The following is an 18,451-nucleotide window of genomic DNA, read 5'->3' on the forward strand; positions in this document are numbered from 1 at the left end:
GCGATTCCTCTCAGGGTGGCTGTAATTTAATCGTGTTTCACCGAGTTGATTTTGAGGAGCTTGCCCCTTTATGATCTCTGTTTACCCCAGACGCGCATTGTGCCGTGGTTTCACTTTGATCGAATTGCTCGTAGTGATGGGGGTGGCTGGGCTATTGGCTGCGATTTTGATACCTACAGTTAGTAAGGTTCTATCCAAGGCTCATGAGGGGAAATGTAGCGCGAATCTAAGGGAAATAGGTAACCTCCTGAATGTCTATGCGGTGGGGCATGGCGGTGTTACGGTGCCAACCTATGACCACGGCTTGAACTGGTCCGTCTTGATTAGCGAGGGAACGCGTGGGAATATGCCTTCATCAAATGACAGTGTCTTCCGTTGTCCCGCGAACTCCGAGCAGGAATTCTACTATCTTGCGGATATGCAGGGCGAGTATGCCTGTAGCTATACAATTAATGGTTTTCAACACCCTGGATCACACCCGGATACCTATGACAAGGAGAACCGTTACACTTCAAACCGTTTGGCGAATTTTGAGCATCCTGCAATGACCTATGCAGTGTTCGAAGGCACTTACTATCGCAGTCAAGTTGGCAGCGGTAAGTATACTCTGGTCCGCTATTCTCATAGCGGTAAAATGAATATTCTTTTTGCTGATGGGCATGTTGAGTCTGTCGCAAAGCCTGAAGACGGAGACTATCTGCCCGGCTACGGTGCTTACACCGGGAGTTCGTGGCCTGACGATGGAAGTGCTGGAAACTCCTACTCCAATGGCAAACACTGGTTCGCACGCTGATTGCGTGCTAACAGCAAAGACCCTTCATCTATGTTTAGTGACTTGTATCATGCTGCCGAGCGTATCGGTTGTTCTATCCTTCTAACTCTGGCTACGGTCTCCTGTTCACGGACAGAGGCCCTCCAAGTATTACCTCAGGTTTCACTTGATGATGAGGAAACCGTGAATCTGCGCGGGTTCGGTCAGGTGACGCCCTTTTTTAGCCATGATTTTGCGGCCTTCCTCTGTGAAGATCCTGAGCATTCACAGATTTTAGCATCCAAGCTAGCAAAGGACTTAAGCTCCTTCGGTGCGCGTCCTGCTCTTCGCCGATCTTTGAAGGTGTCAGATGAAGAGATCCCATACTTTCAGTTAGCTAACGGAATGACTGCGCTTGTCCTCTCTAAAGATAATATATGCTACGTGTTTGGTTTTGAGCGGGAGGATGCGCTGGCCGGGTTTGCAAAGCAAAGTCTGAATCTGGAGGAAGTTCTTTTTCCAGATGCGGAAGCCCATCCGAAATTTCTCGATTACTACGACAACAATTCGATGCGTTTTTACACGCGGGCGATGGAGGATAAAGGGGAGGGAATGGCGAGCCACTGGCAACTGGTCAAGCGACTCGGACTCGGTGGACTTTCTGTTCAGGACCCAAGCATCACCAAGAGTCCGGCTCCCGGTATCTTGCCGTATGCCGCTGTTGACTACGAACTCGCAGAAGCAAGCCGCCAAGACGGATTTATTGTGCTGGGACCGACTGTTGGCGGTTCGTTGCCCTTGTGGATGTATAACGATGCTCCCGGTCATACTGCAGCGCTTCAAGATGCGAGTCTCTTTGGGGGTTGGTCTCATGGCACTTTTGCCGCCACAGTTGAGTCGGATGGCAAAGCATGGGAACCGGAGAATTCTCCGATTCTGGCGATGCATCGCCAAATCGTTGAGCGCTACCGCGATAATCCGAATCTAGGCGGCTGGCATTTGAATCGCGGTCAGCCTGTGGGGGATATGATTGGCACGCTGATGGATGGGACTCTTTGGGATGGTTCCCAGGTGGCTGAAGATGCAATGCGTGAATGGCTTCAGGCGCGTTATACGCTCGCTGAGCTCGGTGAGCGTTGGCATGGAGATTCTGCTTTTTACCAAAATTGGGAGACGGTCGTTCCGGATCAACTCATGGATGTCGTTGGAGGCAAATACGAATCAGGACGTCTGCTGTTGAGTGATCGATCCTGGCAATGGAAGAAAGGTTCCGGCGATCAGGATGGACTCTATCCAATAGACAGCTCGGATGTTGATTGGCTTACCTTTGACTGGGCTCCATCGCAGCGAGCGATGTTTTTGGATAGTGGCTCGTCGTTTTTCCGTCTGGAATTTGAAGATGCTGATTATTTTTCAAAACATTCCGGAGACGACCTGTATCTAAAATTTGTCGGATATGCCTATGTCGGCCAGCGGATGATCGCTTGGGTGAATGGGCAGAAGTTCGAATCGCCTGTGTGTCGTGACTCTGGTGTGGCCCAGGTAGCAATCCGCATTCCGGCAGATGTCTTTCATGCCAATGGCCCCAACGAAATTATATTCCAGACTCCGGAGAAGGGGCGTAGCGACGGACGCATTCACGGTCCGATTTCGATCTCTCCGCTGCCAGCTCAGGCTTATCCCTACGCAGACCCGCACCTCAATGCTATTTATACCGATGCCATGTTGTTTAAGGTGGATGCGGCCTGCCGTCGTATTATCGAAGCGATTCGTTGGGGACGCCAATTTGATTCGGAACGACCACTTGTGATTTCGGGTGGTTGGTGGCCTACGATGGCAACGCTTGCTTCGGTGGCGGGGCCATATGGTGTCGGCCTACAATACACTGCGGTTGAGGGATTTTATTGCGATTGGTATGCAGAGATTGCTCGTATTTACGGCAGCTATTTTTCCGCCGAGCCGAGTGGAGCTGTGCTCGACCCCGAGCGTTTTGACCGTATGCTTGGCATGTTGCTCTATCGTGGAGATTCTTCACTCGATTTGTTTCATAACGTCGAGCAATACGTGAAGTTTGATCGGGAAACGGGCTATCTGACCGAACGAGCTCCGTTGATCCGTCAGATCGGGAAATCCCTGAATGCAAAGCCTGAACTTGCCCTGTTTACCTCGAAGATTTCCCAGATCTTAGGAGCGTCGTCTTTTTGGACCTGGAATCTCGGTCGGGGTGAACTCGAGTCAATCCATGTGCCTTCGACCTATCTATCTGAATCTGAGTTGAAGAAAGGCTTCGCAGACGATTACCCAGTGTTGTTCGATACGGGCAGCTCGATCATGACTGACGAAACGGTTGATTCGCTCTACGATTATGTCGAGCGTGGGGGCACTTTTGTTTCTATTCCATCGTCAGGTCGCCATACACCTTTGCAATACGGAGCACAGCCGATAGCAAAGCTCACTGGCTTCAAAGTCGAACCGACCCGTGCCAGGAAAATTACTTGGAATCGGGATTTGCCGATGTTTTCGACTTGGGCCGGTCAAACGATGAATGGTGTAGGCGCTGTGCAGGACTGGCAGGGATTGGGCAATGAGGGAACTGCCGCAGTTGGGCTGACATCGATCGGGCCGGATACTGAAGTGCTTGCGCGTTGGGATGACGGGACACCCGCCGTTGGCCTGCGCCGAATTGGTAAAGGCCGCGTGATCACTTTAGGAGCGACATTCTGGCGGCAAGCGAAGGATATTACAGGTAAGTGGTTGCCGATCGGTTCGCAGGACTATCTCGAAACGCTGATAAATGAGCTTGGCATTTCACGTGAGGTGGATGCGTCCTCTCCCAAAATCTGGGTGCGGAAAGCTGTAACGAAAAACGGATTGGAGGATTGGCTGATTGCGGCCAATATTGCAGAGCGCGCGCCTTTTGCAGTTGATGCCGATTTGGAAATCACTCTCGATTATAGGCCAGCAGACATCGTCGAGGTGACTACAGGCGAGAGTGTTCCGTTTCGAGTCGAGTCGGGTGGGCGTGTCGTGATGCCTGGCGTAAAGTTTGATAAATACCAGACTCGTATTTTTGCCGCTTCACGTCCAGCGTCTGTGCCGGATCTACTCCAGACATGGTGGCGTGAGAAGACGACTTACTGGCATGCCTCGCCCAGTGAAGTGCTTCCTTTACCAAAGCCTTTTGATTCCGACACAATACCTCTGGATTCTTTGAAATTCCGTGCAGATCCTGAAAAAACGATTGTGAAAGACCGCAGTTGGAAGCTGCCTGTTTTTGACGATTCGGATTGGGGGACATTGCCAGCTGGATCATGGAAACTTCTGGATCGCGAGCTTGAGGACTATGAAGGTCTGGGGCTTTACCGCTTCTCCTTTGAAGTTCCCGAGCACTGGACTGGTTCTCGGGTGACGCTCAATTTTATGTCAGGTGTCGCAGCGACACGTGCGGTGTTTTATGTGAATGGTCACCGGGTTGCCGTTTACTCTGCACAGGGGCACAATGTTGAACTCATGTCTGAAGCCGGCTACGACATCACCGATTGGTTGGTGTTGGACGGTCCCAATGTGATCGCCGTCGAAGTGACAGGCGGGAAGGGGATACTCTCCGGACTCTGCGGGACCGCATGGCTGGGCACTGAGAAAACACTCGATCCATTTATCGATCTCAATGGTACTTGGGAGTGCATTATGGCCGATCAGCAGACCACAAAGGAAATTTCCATCCCCGGGGCACCTTCAGGACGCTTTCTTCGGAGGACTTTTTCGGTCCCCGCGGATTGGGAGGGGCGGGAGGTGTTTGTGCAACTCGTGACGCCGTCTCCTTGGTGTAGTGCAGTTGTTGTCAACGGGAAGGCGAAATCAAAGAACTATGCTTTCAGTCCCTTTAGCACACGGCTTGAGCTCAATGTCACTGAATTGCTTGAACCGGGACAGGAGAACGTTATCGAACTCTGGCATCTTTACACAATACCAGTGAATTGGCGCGGAAAAGAGTGGAACTGGCCAAGCGAATCCGCATTACCTATTAAGAGTATACGCATTGGATGTGTAGACTGATGTAGAATGAAGCCCAAAAACAAATATAGTCATGCCGAGTTGGTCCGGTTGCTGGCCGAAATGGTTCATGGACGGAAAGCAGGTGACCGTTTAAACAATGACCGTGAACTGGCGACGCGTTTCGGTGTGAGTAATGTCACGATCCGTGCGGCAATGATGGAACTCGTCAGGGATGGATTGGTCATCCGCCGGGATCGTTCGGGCACCTATGTCGCGGACATCTCTCAGCGCCAGCATGTGGCGATTGTCGTAAGCCAGGAGATCTTGCGCTCGCAACGCATGCCATTTCACAACCGTGCGACAATGTCGATCATGAGTGAGCTCAATCGGATCGATCAGGCCTACAAGCTTTATATGATTCCGATATCGGGGAAGGATTTGGTTGGTGTTGAATGGCCACATCAAGACCAAGTCGACCAGTCCGGACTGACTACCAGTATTGAGCGCAATGAAATTCGGGGTCTTGTCTGTGTCGGCATCGGTAATAATAACGGCTGGATTGACCAGTTGCGCTTGAGAGACGCGCCAGTGGTTGCTCTCAGTGGAGATCCCACCAACCGTCACCGTTTCACATTTCGGATTGAAGACTATATCCGTTATGCGGTTCGCTATCTGGCGAATTTCGGGCGCAAAAAAATAGCCTATCTCGGATGGTGGCAACCCCAACGGAGAAATGAGGGGCATGCCGATCCTTCTCTTTCCGCTTTTCGTGATGAACTGACCAAATGTGGACTTTCTTTTCATGAGGAATGGGTCAACAATCTGGTCAACCCGAATATTGCCAGTGCCGGTTGGCTGGCCTTTCGCGATCTTTGGATTTCACGTCCCGATGAGAAACCGGATGCGCTTATCTGTATGGACGATTTGATTTTCGCGAGTGCTTCATCTGCCATGTTGGCGGCTGGTATCCGTGTGCCGCGCGAGCTGCAAATTGTAACTCACTGGAATAAAGGCTCGGGCTTGCTATGTCCGTATCCGGTCGCTCGATTCGAATACGATGCCAGCCAAGTTGGCCCACTGATTTGTGAACTGCTGGCAGAGTGTCTTGAAAATCCGAAACTTGATCCGCAAGTCCGGCTACTGCGTGCGGAATGGTTTACAGAAGGGCAGTTTCCAGAGGTTCATGAAAACCTTTACGAAGGGCTCGTTGATTTCGGTCCCGGGATGGAACTTCCCTGATTTTTCGGTTTATACTTCAATGGAACTTGGATAGGGGAACTAAGCATCTAAACTCGTAGCATCCCGCCGTGAGGCGGATGACAGGTGAGACAAGTAGCTAAGGCCCTTAACGGGTCATCGGCCTCACGTCCGATGCTACCAGAAATAGCATCCATTCTGTCTTATCTAAATGCCATTGCGGTTTATACCTACTTCTGCGTTGGAGGTTCTTTGATTTAATGAAATAACTTATAAAAGATTAGAAATTAAAGAATGAGATACAAGTCTCTAGCTCCGATTCTATTGATTTTAATTTCCGTATGCCCGGTATGGGCACTTGAGACTTCATGTGTTGTTGCTTGTCTGGGCGATAGTATTACGGCTGGAGCGACGCTGGAAAAGCGTATCGAGCAATCTTATCCCGGGCAACTGCAGGTCCTATTGGGTGAGACATGTAGAGTTGATAATCTCGGTGTCTATGGCCGTACGCTTATGTCCTTGGACGGGCAGGCGTATCTCGAAACGGGGCGCGTCGAGTATGCAATCAACAAGCAACCTAATGTGGTCGTAATCATGCTTGGGACGAATGATGCCAAGCCGGATAACTGGAAAAGCCAGACTGCTCGCTTTGAATCGGATTATCGGATTCTGCTTTCAAAGCTACAGTCCGGAATTCCAAAGGCACGCATCTTTCTTTGTCTGCCGCCTCACGCTTGGGCTCCAAATAAAGTTCAGAATGATGCACTTGAAGCACAGTTGCCAATTATCCGTAGGATTGCCGAGGAGAATGGTTGTGGCTTGATTGATATTCGCACTGTAACGGCTGATTTGAGTGAACATTTCAAAGATGGCATTCATCCGGATGTCGAGGCGTCGTTTCGAATCGCGGAGGCGGTTTACCAAGTCTTGTGTGATGCTGGCGCGCTGCCTTCGGCTTCAGACTTATAAAAACTTCAGCTTACTTTTCTCATGCTGACAGAATTCAAGAATTCCATTCCTTTGAGTCCCCAGGGCTTCGGCCTTAGTTTGAATCACTATGTATCCGGTCGGATTGCTGCCGCAGTCGCAGGTCATGGTGGGCTGACTTCGGTGGGTTACCACGGTCGCCAACCGCACAAGAAGAGTTTGTTTTTCAGAGCATCCGAAGTTTCAGGTTTCGGTAAATTGGCCCGGATGCAGGTTCTGATTGATGACGATGCCTATTACCTGGAATTCGAGCGAACAGAACATTATCCCTTCGGGTATCGTTCGGAGTGTAGGCTCAACAGTGTGCATTTACAGCACGACTTGGTTCTCGATCAGAATACGCTCTTTCAACGGGTCAAGGTTTTGTCGAATCCCAAGGATTCTTCCGTGAGGGCACGCTTGTTGTTGCACGGGCACCTCTTGGTGGATGCCGAGGGAAGGGATGTCGGTGATATTACGAATGATCACTTTGGCCATTTTCATCTGAAGGTGACCGATTCCGATGGGCAGCAATTGGTGCTGAATGAAATTTCCATTGGGGCTTCGATGCCAGTCCAGTCAGACTCGCGGCACGGCAGGTTCAAAAACTACATGGAAACAACGGAAGCTTCGGAGGAGATGATTTTCTATCTGGCTTTCAATCAGGAACCCGAGGCGTGCGAGTGTGCGCTGCGCATGAATCGCCAGATCCATTCTTACGAGCAATCGATGTATGATGGATTGCGTTTCGATACGGGAAATCCTGCGCTCGACTCTGCCTTGGGAAACTGTGTTCCGACCGTCTGTTCGCTGACGCTGACAGATCGCCCGGGGGCAATCAAGGCTTCTCAAAGTTACTGGATTTGGGGCTGGGACAGCATGGTGCATGCCGAAGCTTATCTGTGGAGTGGACATGAGAATATTGTGCGTGAGATGCTCGATTTTTATCGTGAGACTGCTGACTCAGAGAAGGGAGTCGCTCACGCCCTGAACAGCAATTTCAATCTGCACTATGCGATGGCCCCAAGTGCTCAATGCCTCTATGTGGTCATGTTGCATAACTACTACGCCGCAACTGGAGATGAGGCGACCTTGGCGCATCATTTGCCCTTTGCCAAAAGTATCGTTGAGCTGGCCGGCCAAGCCCGTTCGAAGCATAATACCTTAAGCACTGGCTTGGGCTTTTATCCTGATTTTCCACAGCTATTGGAACAGACAGAAAACGACATCAGTTTAATCAATAATTCGCTCTATCTTCAAGCCCTTTGCGCAATGCAGGCCCTCTGTGGGGGGCAGTATCAGAGCGAGAGCGAAGCGGTTCGTTCGGATCTGGAACGCGTGCTTTGGGACGACGAGCTGGGCTACTGGATTGATTCGGTTGCGGAGGTGGATCTGAAACCACGTTGTTATTATCCGCTATACGGTCAGCTCTATGTATCGCCGTTTGGGGCTGAGCCTCGCGCAGATGATTGCTTGCGGATCAGCCAGTTCATGCGCACGCATTATCGCTTTGAGCGCGGACTTTACATGTATCCGCCATCCATGAGGGGTTTCATGGCGGACGGCAACCAACTTGGGGCCTATTACCCCTCGATCGACCGCTATTACTGGAATATCATGAATCGCAGTGGTGAATCGGCTGCGATCGACGAATTCGAGCAGATCGTAACGAGCTTCTGGGCGGAACATACCTATCCGGAAGGTTTGACGCATGAGACTGCTAACGTGGACCCTGCGACGGATAATCCTGGCGGGAAGCAGGCATTCGCCGCGAAAAGCTGGTTGTGTGATGCCATTGAACTCAACTTGGGACTTCGGGTCTATGTCGATGGTTTCAGTCTGAAACCGTTGTCCGATTCGCGGCCATTCCGCCTATATAACCTGACACTTCGTGGCAAGCGAATCGATTTCGAGCGTATTCCAAGCGCAGCCGAAGCAAAGTTGGTGCTGAATGGTCAAGCGGTGGAAAGCCATTTCATCACGTGGGATCAATTAAACGAAGGTGATAATCGGATTCGTATATATGTGAAAATAGAATTGGCTACAAGCTGAAGCCCTTTGTTTATGTCTCAACAAATACAATATCCTGAAATAATCTTCCGTGAAAACATCGAGTGGTGCCGCTCTTGGGTGCCCGATTCGAATGTGATCGAATTAGACAAACCCCGCGTCTTGTTGATCGGGGATTCGATTGTCATGGGCTATGGTCCGAAGGTTGCTGAGGTGATGGGGGAGTCAGCTTCAATCGCCTATGTCGGCACGTCGCGTTTTCCTGCTGATCCTGCTTATCTTGAGGAAATCAGTCTCGTGCTTCGGCATACTCGATTTGACATCATTCATTTTAACAACGGTCTTCACGGTTGGGACTACGATGAACCGATCTATGCGAAATACCTGGAGCAGGTGCTCGATACGCTGCGTGCCCAGACACCGGATGCCCAATGGGCCTTGGCGACGAGCACGCCGGTGCGGGAGAAAGGAAATTTGGGGCAACTACACGAGCGCAATGGACGAGTGATCGAGCGCAATGAAAGTATTCGCCAATTGGCCCTCAATGAGGCGCATCCATTGACCGATCTCTATGAGCTAATGAAGGGACGGCCGGAGCACTATGCTGAGGATGGGACGCATTATGAACTGAGCGGCCAGCAGTTGCAGGCGGAAGCGGTTGCTGAGACTTTGAGGGCGCTAATTGATATCTAGGTTTAATAATCGTCGAAACTTGTTTGAGACGATTGATCTGATGAGAAGATGGCTCAATCGATCATCTCGCCGACGATGAAAATCGCTCCGGCATGCCAGACGTGGGGGGTATACTTTTCAGGGTGCTTGTCAAAATCATCGCGATTGCGTTCGAAGAGGATTTCCCGCTTGTCGAGCTGCGTGTCCAGCACACGGATCGAGACTTCATGAACCGTATCGGAGAGGTTGTAGCCTACGCCTAGACGGGATAGACGCTGATACGTGCAGTAGCCGTCCATGCGCTTTTTCGTGGTAACCTTTCCGTCGACTGTGATTTCTACTTCGCAGCCATCGAGGGGGGGGGATTGGGATGCCGGATGGCGTTTCCGGGGGATGCACCAGTTTGGCATGAACATGTCGGAGTTGGATGCTTTGCTGGTCTGCTTGGGGAATTGCGGTGGTGCTGCGGCCTGGCCCTGCCTGCTTCATAAGTTGAAGACCCTGCCGGAGGAAGCCGAGTTCTCACATGTTCGAGCACTCACGATGTCGATTGAGTCGCTGTATGCGCGTTGCCCGAATGGGGACGTGGCGCCTATCGTTGCGTCTATTCTCGATCGGGAAGGCTACCAAGGGCATGTGCAATTGGATGTGTCGGATGCACAATCAGCATTAAGCGAGAATATTAATGAGAATCGAGTCCGCGATGACACCTTACGTGAGTTACATCTGGCCCGCCTACTTTTTCATTGCGGAGATCATGGTCAGCGTGGGGAAGTCTTGCTCAGGCAATACGCAAAGGATTGTCGTGGGCACTTTGCCCGTCACGCGAACGCTCTCTTGTCCCGCTAAGGCTTCCGGCGCGAGTGGCGCTGATACATAGTGTCTAGTAGGTATACCTACCATTTGGGGGTGGCATGCGTTCTATATTGTTTCCCCATATAGGAATCGAAAGCTAAAGTCAGTGAAGGTGCACCGAAGAAAAAGTTTCGCTTCAAGAGTAAACTCTATTCGCTCGACAGTGAGGTGATCGACTTGTGCGCTTCGATGTTCGATTAGGCAAAGTTCTTTTCTACCAAGGGCGCAGCCAAGCTGCACCTGTTCCATGATTATGATGGCTGTCTCCGTGCTATTCCAGGATAACTCAGGATGGTGGTGCCTTCGGTCCAATATCCTTCCACGAGCATGGCGTAGGAATGCTCGGGGATCCCGTAGGCGCTGCGCAGCAGGTTCGTATGCAAGCGGTCCACGGCTGTGGCGCCGATGTCCCGCAGGTTCTGGTTGATCGCGGCTATGTGGGGGCTTTCGGTGCTGAACTTGCTGTAGCAGACTACGCCGAGGTCTTCAGGTGCTTTCAACTTACGTTCATCCAAGAGTCCCATAATGGTATAGTCGCTATCGGTAATCAGGGCATCCGGCTTACAGGTATCATACCAAGTCCAGAATTCTGAGGATGAAAAATTATGCTGGAGCAGGGGCGGTAACATGCTTTCTCTGTTGTTCCGGTATTGGTCACCCAAGTAAGCGTCGTAAGCGGCGTGCCGCAGGCGTGAGCTGGAATTGCGCAGGAGTAGGCCGATGCGTTTGTAGCCCCGTTCGCGCATCTTCCGCAGTGCCATCTGCATGGCATTATGGTGGTCGAAGGCGACGTAATCCAGTTTCGGGCTCGCCATCGAAGTTCCGATAGCCACGGCCGAAAAGTATTTCCAAGTGAGGTCCAAGTGCCCCTCTTCTTTGGGTAGCGGAGCAATTAGCAGCCCTTTGATGCCACGATTGAACAAGATTGAACTGGCTTTGCGTAGCGTGCACCCATGCTCTCTCAACCAATAGGAGATTACCTCGTAGCCATACTCCAGTCCTCGTTTTTTCGCTCCGATGAAAAACTCATTCGCGAAGTCCCATTCCGGTGCATTTTTGACCGGATAGTTGGTGACGTAAGCCAGTTGAGCGTACGAGTTGGCGGGGCGGGTGCGACGTCGATAATCCGCCAGAGCCGACATCGCTGGGTCGGGGTGATAGCCCATCTTTTTGGCGCATGCCTGGATTTTCTTTCGTGTTTCCTCGGAGACGCCTGGCATCCCGCGCAAGGCGATCGATACCAGCATTGTGGAAACGCCGACTTCGGCGGCGATATCTTTTTGGCGTACGCGTCTCGGGGAGGCCATATGTTTAGGATTCTTAAAGCTGCAGGGTGTGTGTGTGGGGGGGGGGGGGAGCGGTATAGGGGTTCTAACTGATAAAGTAGTATCACTGTTGTCAATCACGAAGGAATATCTGATAGTGTACTATGTCCTTATCGGTCGTCTGTCTTTTTGTCAGATCGCGTTATCGCATACTATGGTTGCTGTTGGCTCCTTGGTTTACTTGCTATTCTGCATATCAACATTTAGGGACGGTCGAGACGCTTGATAATGGTGTGGTCTCCCTGGGGGTTGCCTTGGATATCGGGCGAATAGTCTCTTTCAAGTGGCATGAAGCGCATGATTGGATTGTGGCCTTCGATCAGGAAACCATTCCTTCCTGGCACTGGCATCCGTGGGGGGGCGCTCGTGTTTGGCCGACCGCTCAGCACCTGAATCTCCAAATCTACGGGAACGATGGCTTTGACCCTGTGATTGATGGTCAGCCGTGGGAATTAATTTCGAAGACGGCAACGAGTTTGGAAATGCGGAGCGGATTCAGCCCGGAGCTCGGGCTTCGTATCAGCCATAAAATTGAACTGGTTCCAGAGGGGGCTGAAGTGCGGCACAGCTACGTCGTCGAGCGACTGGCTGAGAGTGTGTATCCTGTTCATGTCTGGGCAGTGACCGGTGTGCGGGCGGGCGATTATATCTTAATGGAATCGGTCGACCCGTCGAAGACGCATAAGATTGGTCAAGCCTACAAACGCTGGCCGGGGGTCTATCCGGAAAAGCCTGATGTGTCTCACATTACTGACACAAATATTCTGAAATTATCATGGTCGAAAAGTTCTGAGCAGAAAATCGGAAGCTATGGCCATTGGATTGCTATGGTCCACGGTCGTCAGGCATTCTGTCAAAGCATTCTCTACCAGCCCGATGCACTCTATCTGGAGCATAGTAATTTACAGGCTTACTTCAATACCGAGCGGGCGACTTACGAACTTGAAACGATCAGCCCCTCATGGAACTTGCAGAAGGGAGAGCGTCGGCAATGGACCGTGCACTGGAAGCTTGTTGATTTTCCGGAAGGCGTTCAAACGGTGGATTCTATCGTGGGCTATTTAGATGCACAGATGGCGCCTGAATGAGCCTAATTGTTAAAGTTTGCCGTTTGTTGCAGAAAGACTTCAGTGCTTGTTTTGTCTAAGGCGCATTAACTTGATCTCCTTTGTTGCAGGCTCAGGTCCATACAGGAATTCCTCCTTCGAATGCCCATGAAATACCTCAAATGTAATGTCCTATTTTTGCGGATATGTCTTGCGCCTTTGTGCTATCTGACTGCTTTTCAAATAGTTCAGGCAAACAAAATATATGCTCAGTCAGATCGTGACTCGAGCCCCGCTGGCACAGCTTCAGAATGGACAACTGTCCCACTCGGCGGTGGTGGTTATGTGACTGGCTTGGCGAGTAACAGGGACGGCAGTGCGATTTACTGCCGCACGGATGTGGGAGGAGCCTTCCGCTGGTCACCCGATCCCGGGGATCCGCAAGGCAATGGCACCTGGATATCAATCAGTGACTACATGGTTCCATTTGGCACGCCGGATGCCGACAAGCTGATGGGGGTTGAATCAATCGCGACGGATTCCAGTAATCTGGACCGCGTCTATGTGGGGGCCGGGAATAAAATCTTTGTATCCGATGATCAGGGGAGCACCTGGACTGAAATTTTATCGGGTCTGTCGATGCAGCCAAACTCCGGATCCACTCGTTTCCTGGGCGAGCGGCTTGCCGTTGATCCGAACGATCCGAATACGATCTGGTATGGCTCGGTTAAAGATGGATTGCAAAAGGGCGTGAAGTCCGCTGGCACCTGGAGCTGGTCCACGGTTCCATCGAGCTCAGTGCCCTTTGGGGTGCCGTCATCCGTTGGCGTCGATTACGGGGTGACCTTCGTGATTTGTGATGCCAACGGCGGCAGCACAATTACTTACGCCGGAGTCTTTGATCCCGGATCCAGTCCAACAACGGGTGGGGTGTATCGAACGACAGATGGCACCAATTGGACTAAGGTTTCCATGTCTTCGGGTAGTTTCAACACGCCGCGCCGGGCACAGATCTCCAGTAATGGAACGCTTTATATCACCGGTGGCGGTGAGGGCGTTTTCAAGCTGCCACGTGGTGGATCGATCAGCGCAATCACTCCTTCAGTATCCGATCCCTACTTCAATGGTGTGGCCGTGGATCCGAATGACAGCACGGGCAATATTGTTTACGTTGCGGACAAGGCCTCGAAGAAGTTGTGGCGTTCCGTGGATGGTGGCGCGAACTGGTCTGAGCAGTCCTCTTATAACGGCACACGTGAAGAGCCGGACGGCACACCGACCTTGAATGGTTATTGGTTTGGTAATACTTCGTCATTGCTGATCAATCCTGCGGATTCGAATGAGCTCTGGCTCTCGGATTTCTTTGGCGTGGCGCGCACGCGTGATGCTCAGAATCTCGGTGGATCCGGATCGACTTGGTATATGCTGCAACATGGGCAGGATGAAACGGTGGTCATGGACATCCTGAATGCACCGACAGGGCCGAGATTGGTGACTGCTCTCGCTGATGTCACTGGTTTCTACTACTATGATACCAGCGTTCGCCCGACAGGCGCCGATGGCGGCAAATTGACGAATCCATCCGGAGCCAATACCACGAGCCTCGATTTTAGTGAAGCAGATCACGATGTTTGGGTGCGTGCATGGCACGGGAACCACGGGAACGGGAGCGGTGGCTATTCCAGCGATGCCGGGCAAAGCTGGTTGCTCTTCGGACAGATTGCCCAGCAGAACATCGACAGCGGTGCTGCGGGCTGGGAGAGTTGGGATCTCAGCACCTACCTCGCCTCACAGCAGGCCAAGGGCGTTTCTACAGTGACATTGGTTATCGCCTCAGATAGTGCGACGAATTTTACGAGTGCCCATGTCGCTTTCTCTTCGAATGAGGCGGCAGATAGCAGCTTGCGTCCACAGTTAGTGATCAACGGGGCCACCGGAAGTCCATACGCCGCAACCGCGGATGCCTTTGTCGTTGGATCCTCATCCAACAAGGGCAATAACTTCGGGACATCTGACCTTCTCAAGGTTTCACATACTTATACGACGAATACCACAAGTGATCACCAGGTTTACATGAAGTTCGATCTGAGTGCCATGCCGACAATCCGCTCTGCGACATTAAAGCTGCATCGACTCAGTGCCAGCGAGGGGATCGAATACAGGGTCGGGGTATTTGCTTGCGCGGATACGACTTGGACAGAAACCGGTATCACTTGGAACAACCGTCCGCTGACCTATGCGAGTAGCAATTCGTCTCGAAATCCATTTGCCGAGCCTCGTTACAAAACTGGCACCGGTGTGAGTCTTGCCGGAGGGCGTGTGGCGGCTTCATCCACCGATCCGGATAAGCTCGTTTGGCTTCCCGTGGGCACGAGCAATCGCGCTTTCTACAGTCATGATCGAGGCGTGACCTGGACACAGTCCACGGGTGGGCCCAATTCTGAAATTACCGGTGTTTATACCAATGGAAATAGCACTGACATTTCCGGGCAGCCGATCGCAGCCGACCGTGTGAATGGCGATTTCTACATGGCCAATTTCGGGAGCTCCGAGCATAAAATCTACAAAAGCACAGACGACGGTGCGACCTGGACTCTGGCCTCAAGCATCACCAACGGATGGACCTACAATATGCGGACACCTCAAATTGTGGCTGCACCCGCCTCACCATCCAATCCTTCGGGAGGAGATGTATGGGTATGTGACGATTCCGACTACAATCATAATGCAGGCGGGCTTTGGCGTTCGACTGACGGCGCGGCAACCTGGTCAAAATTGAGTGGCGTGACGAAGGTATCTGCGGTGAGCTTCGGCAAATCGAGTTCCGGCACGGGCTATGCCGTTTATATTTATGGCAAAGTAGGCTCTGAGCTCGGCGTGTATCAATCCGAAGATTATGGTGCCACTTGGACTCAATTGGCAGATCCGACGATCGCCAGATTCTCAGTGCTGGCAGGTGACCGTCAAAATGCGAACAGTGTTTTTCTCGGAACGGACGGTCGAGGCGTCTTTCAATACTGACCTCATTTGATTGGGGTTCGTTTATTCCTGGCTGCCGGGCCGAGTTGCTCGCCAAGTGACTCGGCCTTTTTGTAGGAGCCGAAGACTTGTTTGTAGCGTCTCTAACTGATAAAGTTTGTGTGTGCTTGTTGCTTCATGTCGAATCGCTAAATTCCGGTGCATTCTGACACCCGGAGGATTCAACCCCCATATTCTCTGATTCCCCAATGCCTCCTCCAAAAGGTATTCATAAAGGTCTGAGATCATATTCTATTAATGCTAAATCCACGTTTCAATTTTCAACGATTGTCTCTGCGAGCTGTGTTTGCCCTCACGGCAATTTTTATGATTTGTATCAGCGCGTTCGCAACGAATGAGTCCATCGAAAGTGAGTGGGAGCAAACCGGCTGGGGCGGGGGTGGCTATTATTATGCGGCGGCCTTTCATCCCAGCAAGCCGGGTGTGATCTATTTGGCCGGTGATGTGGCTGGAGTGTATAAAACAGAAGACTATGGCCGGCGATATTCCTTACAACCATCCACAAGTTCTGCGCTTCAATCCCGCGACCAATGAGCTGTGGGCGGGCTATGTCGGCCCTTATAAAATTAAGCAGTAGCCGCGAACACTGACAGCATATGAAAAACAAATTGTGGAGTGCTGAGAATGAATATCTCTCAGTCGTGGTTCATTCGGATGCTTCCGTAATCATCTACGATAAGGTCAATGGTGAGACTTGGTGCATGGGTGCAGCGGCCTTGCAGGAAGCTGGACCGATCAACGAAGGGCATGTCTGGTTGCGAACCGAGCGTTCTATCTGTGAGCAGTTTCCGGGACGTTTTCGCGGTGAGCGCGAGGGTGAGTCCTGTCGTTTCACCTTACTAGGTAGGGAAGGGGAGCCACTCGGCGATTTTCGCTGCCGCTTTGTGCTCGATGGTTCGTGGTTCGATTGTCAGGTGGTCGACATCGATGAGGCGCTGCCCAGTTTGGTTTTTCCCACGCCCATTGAATCGGAAAGTCTGGTCGTGCCGCAAGGTGTGGGACGCTGGATTAAGAAGCCGCTAAGCCAGCGTCACTTTTGGGTCTTCCCCGCACACCTTTCGATGCGCTGGTTTGGTGGCCTGCGTGGACGGCATGGCTGGATTGCTGTGGTCGATCAAGGTTACCAAGACGCCGGTGTGATGGCCGCCAATATGACCGCCACCACCGGTTGGTTCAAGTCGATGAATCGCTGGCAAGGCCAACGTTCCGTGCGCTTTCGATTTGTTGAAGGTAACTATGTTGAATTGGCCAAAGTCTTCCGTTCTTACGCAAAGGCAAAAGGCTTGTTCCGTTCGCTGGTTGAAAAGGCACAAACGACGCCAGCCTTGGTCAATATGATTGGCAGTCGCGCCTTGTTCCTGTGGCAATGCCGGACCATCCATCCAGAATGTCGCGAAGATCGCATGCAGCCATCATTGGAAGGTGAACAGTCGCCTTACTTAAAAGTGCATCAGACTCATGAAGCGTGCATTGATATGGTCGAGGCCGTAAAGGACGCAGGCATGACCCGTGGGTTGGTTACATTATGTGGTTGGATCAACGGAGGTTACGATGAATCGCACCCCGATGTTTGGCCGCCTGAGCCCGCTCTTGGTTCGATCGACAGCTTAAAGAAACTGCTCTCGCAGCCTGATCCGCTGACGGTGGCTTTACATGATAATTACCAGGACATTTATAAACAGTCGCCAAGTTGGCCAGAAGGTGTCGTTCGTATGCCTAATGACATGCCTATGCCAGGCGGTTATTGGGCCGGTGGACAGGCTTACATTTTAAACTCAAAGAATAGTCTGGATTACTTAAAACGTAATTGGGAGCACATTGGAAAGTTACCTGTGCGTGCCGTGTATTGCGATACCACGACAGCGGTTCAATTTTACGAATCCTATGAACCCGGCAATGAGCAAACACGCTCGCAGGATGAAGCGGGTAAACTTGAATTATTAAGATTCTATAAAGAGCAGGCAGTCGTGCTGGGCAGTGAAGGCGCTTCCGATTTTAGTGTCGCGCATATCGATTTCTTGTTGCCCTTCGATCAAGAACGTGTGGCCGGTGAAACCATCCCACTTTGGGGCCTCGTTTACCACGACACCATCATTCGCTATACGGTTTCGAATGCGATCGAGTCATCGGCCGGAGATTTACGCAAACAATGGCTCGCGCAAATGGTTTGGGGGCATCAAATGCGTTGGTATTCTGCATCTAAAGATGAGTGGGAGCAAAGTCGAACTGCCTTTTCCGAATCTTTCTATGTCGATGATTGGCTGGAGCGGGTGGCGACGAGCGAAATGGTTTCGCACCGCTTTCTGAGTGATGAAGTGGAAGAAACCGTTTTTGATAATGGCCTGACCCTGCGTGTTAATTTCTCCTCGGAGGATTATGAGCATAGTGGTGTGAATGTGCCGGCTTTAGGCTATCGAATTTCAGAGGATCCTCAATAGGCCGCCGACATTCCGATATCAACCGCTCAATTGAATTGCCGGGGCTCATATTGAAATTCAAATCGAAACCCGCAGCATTGATGAAGCGACTGATTGGTTAGTGAATGTCATCGATTGGCTAGAAATTAGTGATCACTAGATTTCCGATCTCTCCGC

At 51.5% G+C, this 18,451-nt stretch carries 13 protein-coding genes and 1 pseudogene; 12 read left to right on the forward strand and 2 right to left on the reverse strand.

What is annotated here, in order from left to right; all coding sequences use genetic code 11:
* Window positions 1-70: 70 nt before the first annotated feature.
* The 7 genes and pseudogenes from H5P30_RS22525 to H5P30_RS13415 form a co-directional block, all read left to right on the forward strand.
* Window positions 71-163 (forward strand): annotated as a pseudogene (locus H5P30_RS22525) (prepilin-type N-terminal cleavage/methylation domain-containing protein); the annotation flags it as partial.
* A 183-nt stretch (window positions 164-346) separates the two neighbouring features.
* Window positions 347-793, forward strand: coding sequence for an H-X9-DG-CTERM domain-containing protein (locus H5P30_RS22090; protein WP_246459719.1), 447 nt, complete (start codon window positions 347-349; stop codon window positions 791-793).
* Window positions 794-4,807, forward strand: coding sequence for a beta galactosidase jelly roll domain-containing protein (locus H5P30_RS13395; protein WP_185693437.1), 4,014 nt, complete (start codon window positions 794-796; stop codon window positions 4,805-4,807).
* A 6-nt stretch (window positions 4,808-4,813) separates the two neighbouring features.
* Window positions 4,814-5,986 (forward strand): substrate-binding domain-containing protein, encoded by a 1,173-nt coding sequence (locus H5P30_RS13400; RefSeq protein ID WP_185693438.1) that lies wholly within the window; start codon window positions 4,814-4,816, stop codon window positions 5,984-5,986.
* 252 nt (window positions 5,987-6,238) lie between these two features.
* The gene (locus H5P30_RS13405; RefSeq protein ID WP_185693439.1) at window positions 6,239-6,913 is read left to right on the forward strand and encodes a GDSL-type esterase/lipase family protein; all 675 of its coding nucleotides are present in this window, start codon (window positions 6,239-6,241) and stop codon (window positions 6,911-6,913) included.
* Window positions 6,914-6,934: 21 nt separating this feature from the next.
* Complete coding sequence (locus H5P30_RS13410; RefSeq protein WP_185693440.1) at window positions 6,935-8,962, forward strand: glucosidase family protein; 2,028 nt, start codon at window positions 6,935-6,937, stop codon at window positions 8,960-8,962.
* A gap of 12 nt (window positions 8,963-8,974) precedes the next feature.
* Window positions 8,975-9,613 (forward strand): SGNH/GDSL hydrolase family protein, encoded by a 639-nt coding sequence (locus H5P30_RS13415; RefSeq protein WP_185693441.1) that lies wholly within the window; start codon window positions 8,975-8,977, stop codon window positions 9,611-9,613.
* Window positions 9,614-9,666: 53 nt separating this feature from the next.
* Here the strand turns inward: H5P30_RS13415 and H5P30_RS13420 are convergent, their stop codons facing one another.
* Window positions 9,667-10,008: a hypothetical protein gene (locus tag H5P30_RS13420; RefSeq protein ID WP_185693442.1), complete on the reverse strand. Its 342-nt coding sequence runs from the start codon at window positions 10,006-10,008 to the stop codon at window positions 9,667-9,669.
* Between H5P30_RS13420 and H5P30_RS13425 the strand changes: the two genes are divergently transcribed.
* Window positions 10,001-10,441 (forward strand): hypothetical protein, encoded by a 441-nt coding sequence (locus H5P30_RS13425; RefSeq protein ID WP_185693443.1) that lies wholly within the window; start codon window positions 10,001-10,003, stop codon window positions 10,439-10,441. The genes H5P30_RS13420 and H5P30_RS13425 overlap by 8 nt on opposite strands.
* Before the next feature lie 257 nt (window positions 10,442-10,698).
* Here the strand turns inward: H5P30_RS13425 and H5P30_RS13430 are convergent, their stop codons facing one another.
* The gene (locus H5P30_RS13430; RefSeq protein ID WP_185693444.1) at window positions 10,699-11,754 is read right to left on the reverse strand and encodes a LacI family DNA-binding transcriptional regulator; all 1,056 of its coding nucleotides are present in this window, start codon (window positions 11,752-11,754) and stop codon (window positions 10,699-10,701) included.
* A gap of 122 nt (window positions 11,755-11,876) precedes the next feature.
* Between H5P30_RS13430 and H5P30_RS13435 the strand changes: the two genes are divergently transcribed.
* The 4 genes from H5P30_RS13435 (at window position 11,877) to H5P30_RS13450 (ending at window position 18,295) form a co-directional block, all read left to right on the forward strand.
* Window positions 11,877-12,860 carry a hypothetical protein gene (locus tag H5P30_RS13435; RefSeq protein ID WP_185693445.1) on the forward strand — a complete coding sequence of 328 codons (984 nt, stop codon included), beginning with the start codon at window positions 11,877-11,879 and terminating at the stop codon, window positions 12,858-12,860.
* A 312-nt stretch (window positions 12,861-13,172) separates the two neighbouring features.
* Complete coding sequence (locus H5P30_RS13440) at window positions 13,173-15,839, forward strand: CBM96 family carbohydrate-binding protein (RefSeq protein ID WP_185693446.1); 2,667 nt, start codon at window positions 13,173-13,175, stop codon at window positions 15,837-15,839.
* Between the two features lie 255 nt (window positions 15,840-16,094).
* The gene (locus H5P30_RS13445; RefSeq protein ID WP_185693447.1) at window positions 16,095-16,391 is read left to right on the forward strand and encodes a hypothetical protein; all 297 of its coding nucleotides are present in this window, start codon (window positions 16,095-16,097) and stop codon (window positions 16,389-16,391) included.
* A 62-nt stretch (window positions 16,392-16,453) separates the two neighbouring features.
* Window positions 16,454-18,295, forward strand: a complete 1,842-nt coding sequence (locus H5P30_RS13450) for a DUF5696 domain-containing protein (protein WP_185693448.1) — start codon at window positions 16,454-16,456, stop codon at window positions 18,293-18,295.
* Window positions 18,296-18,451: the final 156 nt, after the last annotated feature.

It is taken from the genome of Puniceicoccus vermicola, assembly GCF_014230055.1.
Taxonomy (GTDB): Bacteria; Verrucomicrobiota; Verrucomicrobiia; order Opitutales; family Puniceicoccaceae; genus Puniceicoccus; species Puniceicoccus vermicola.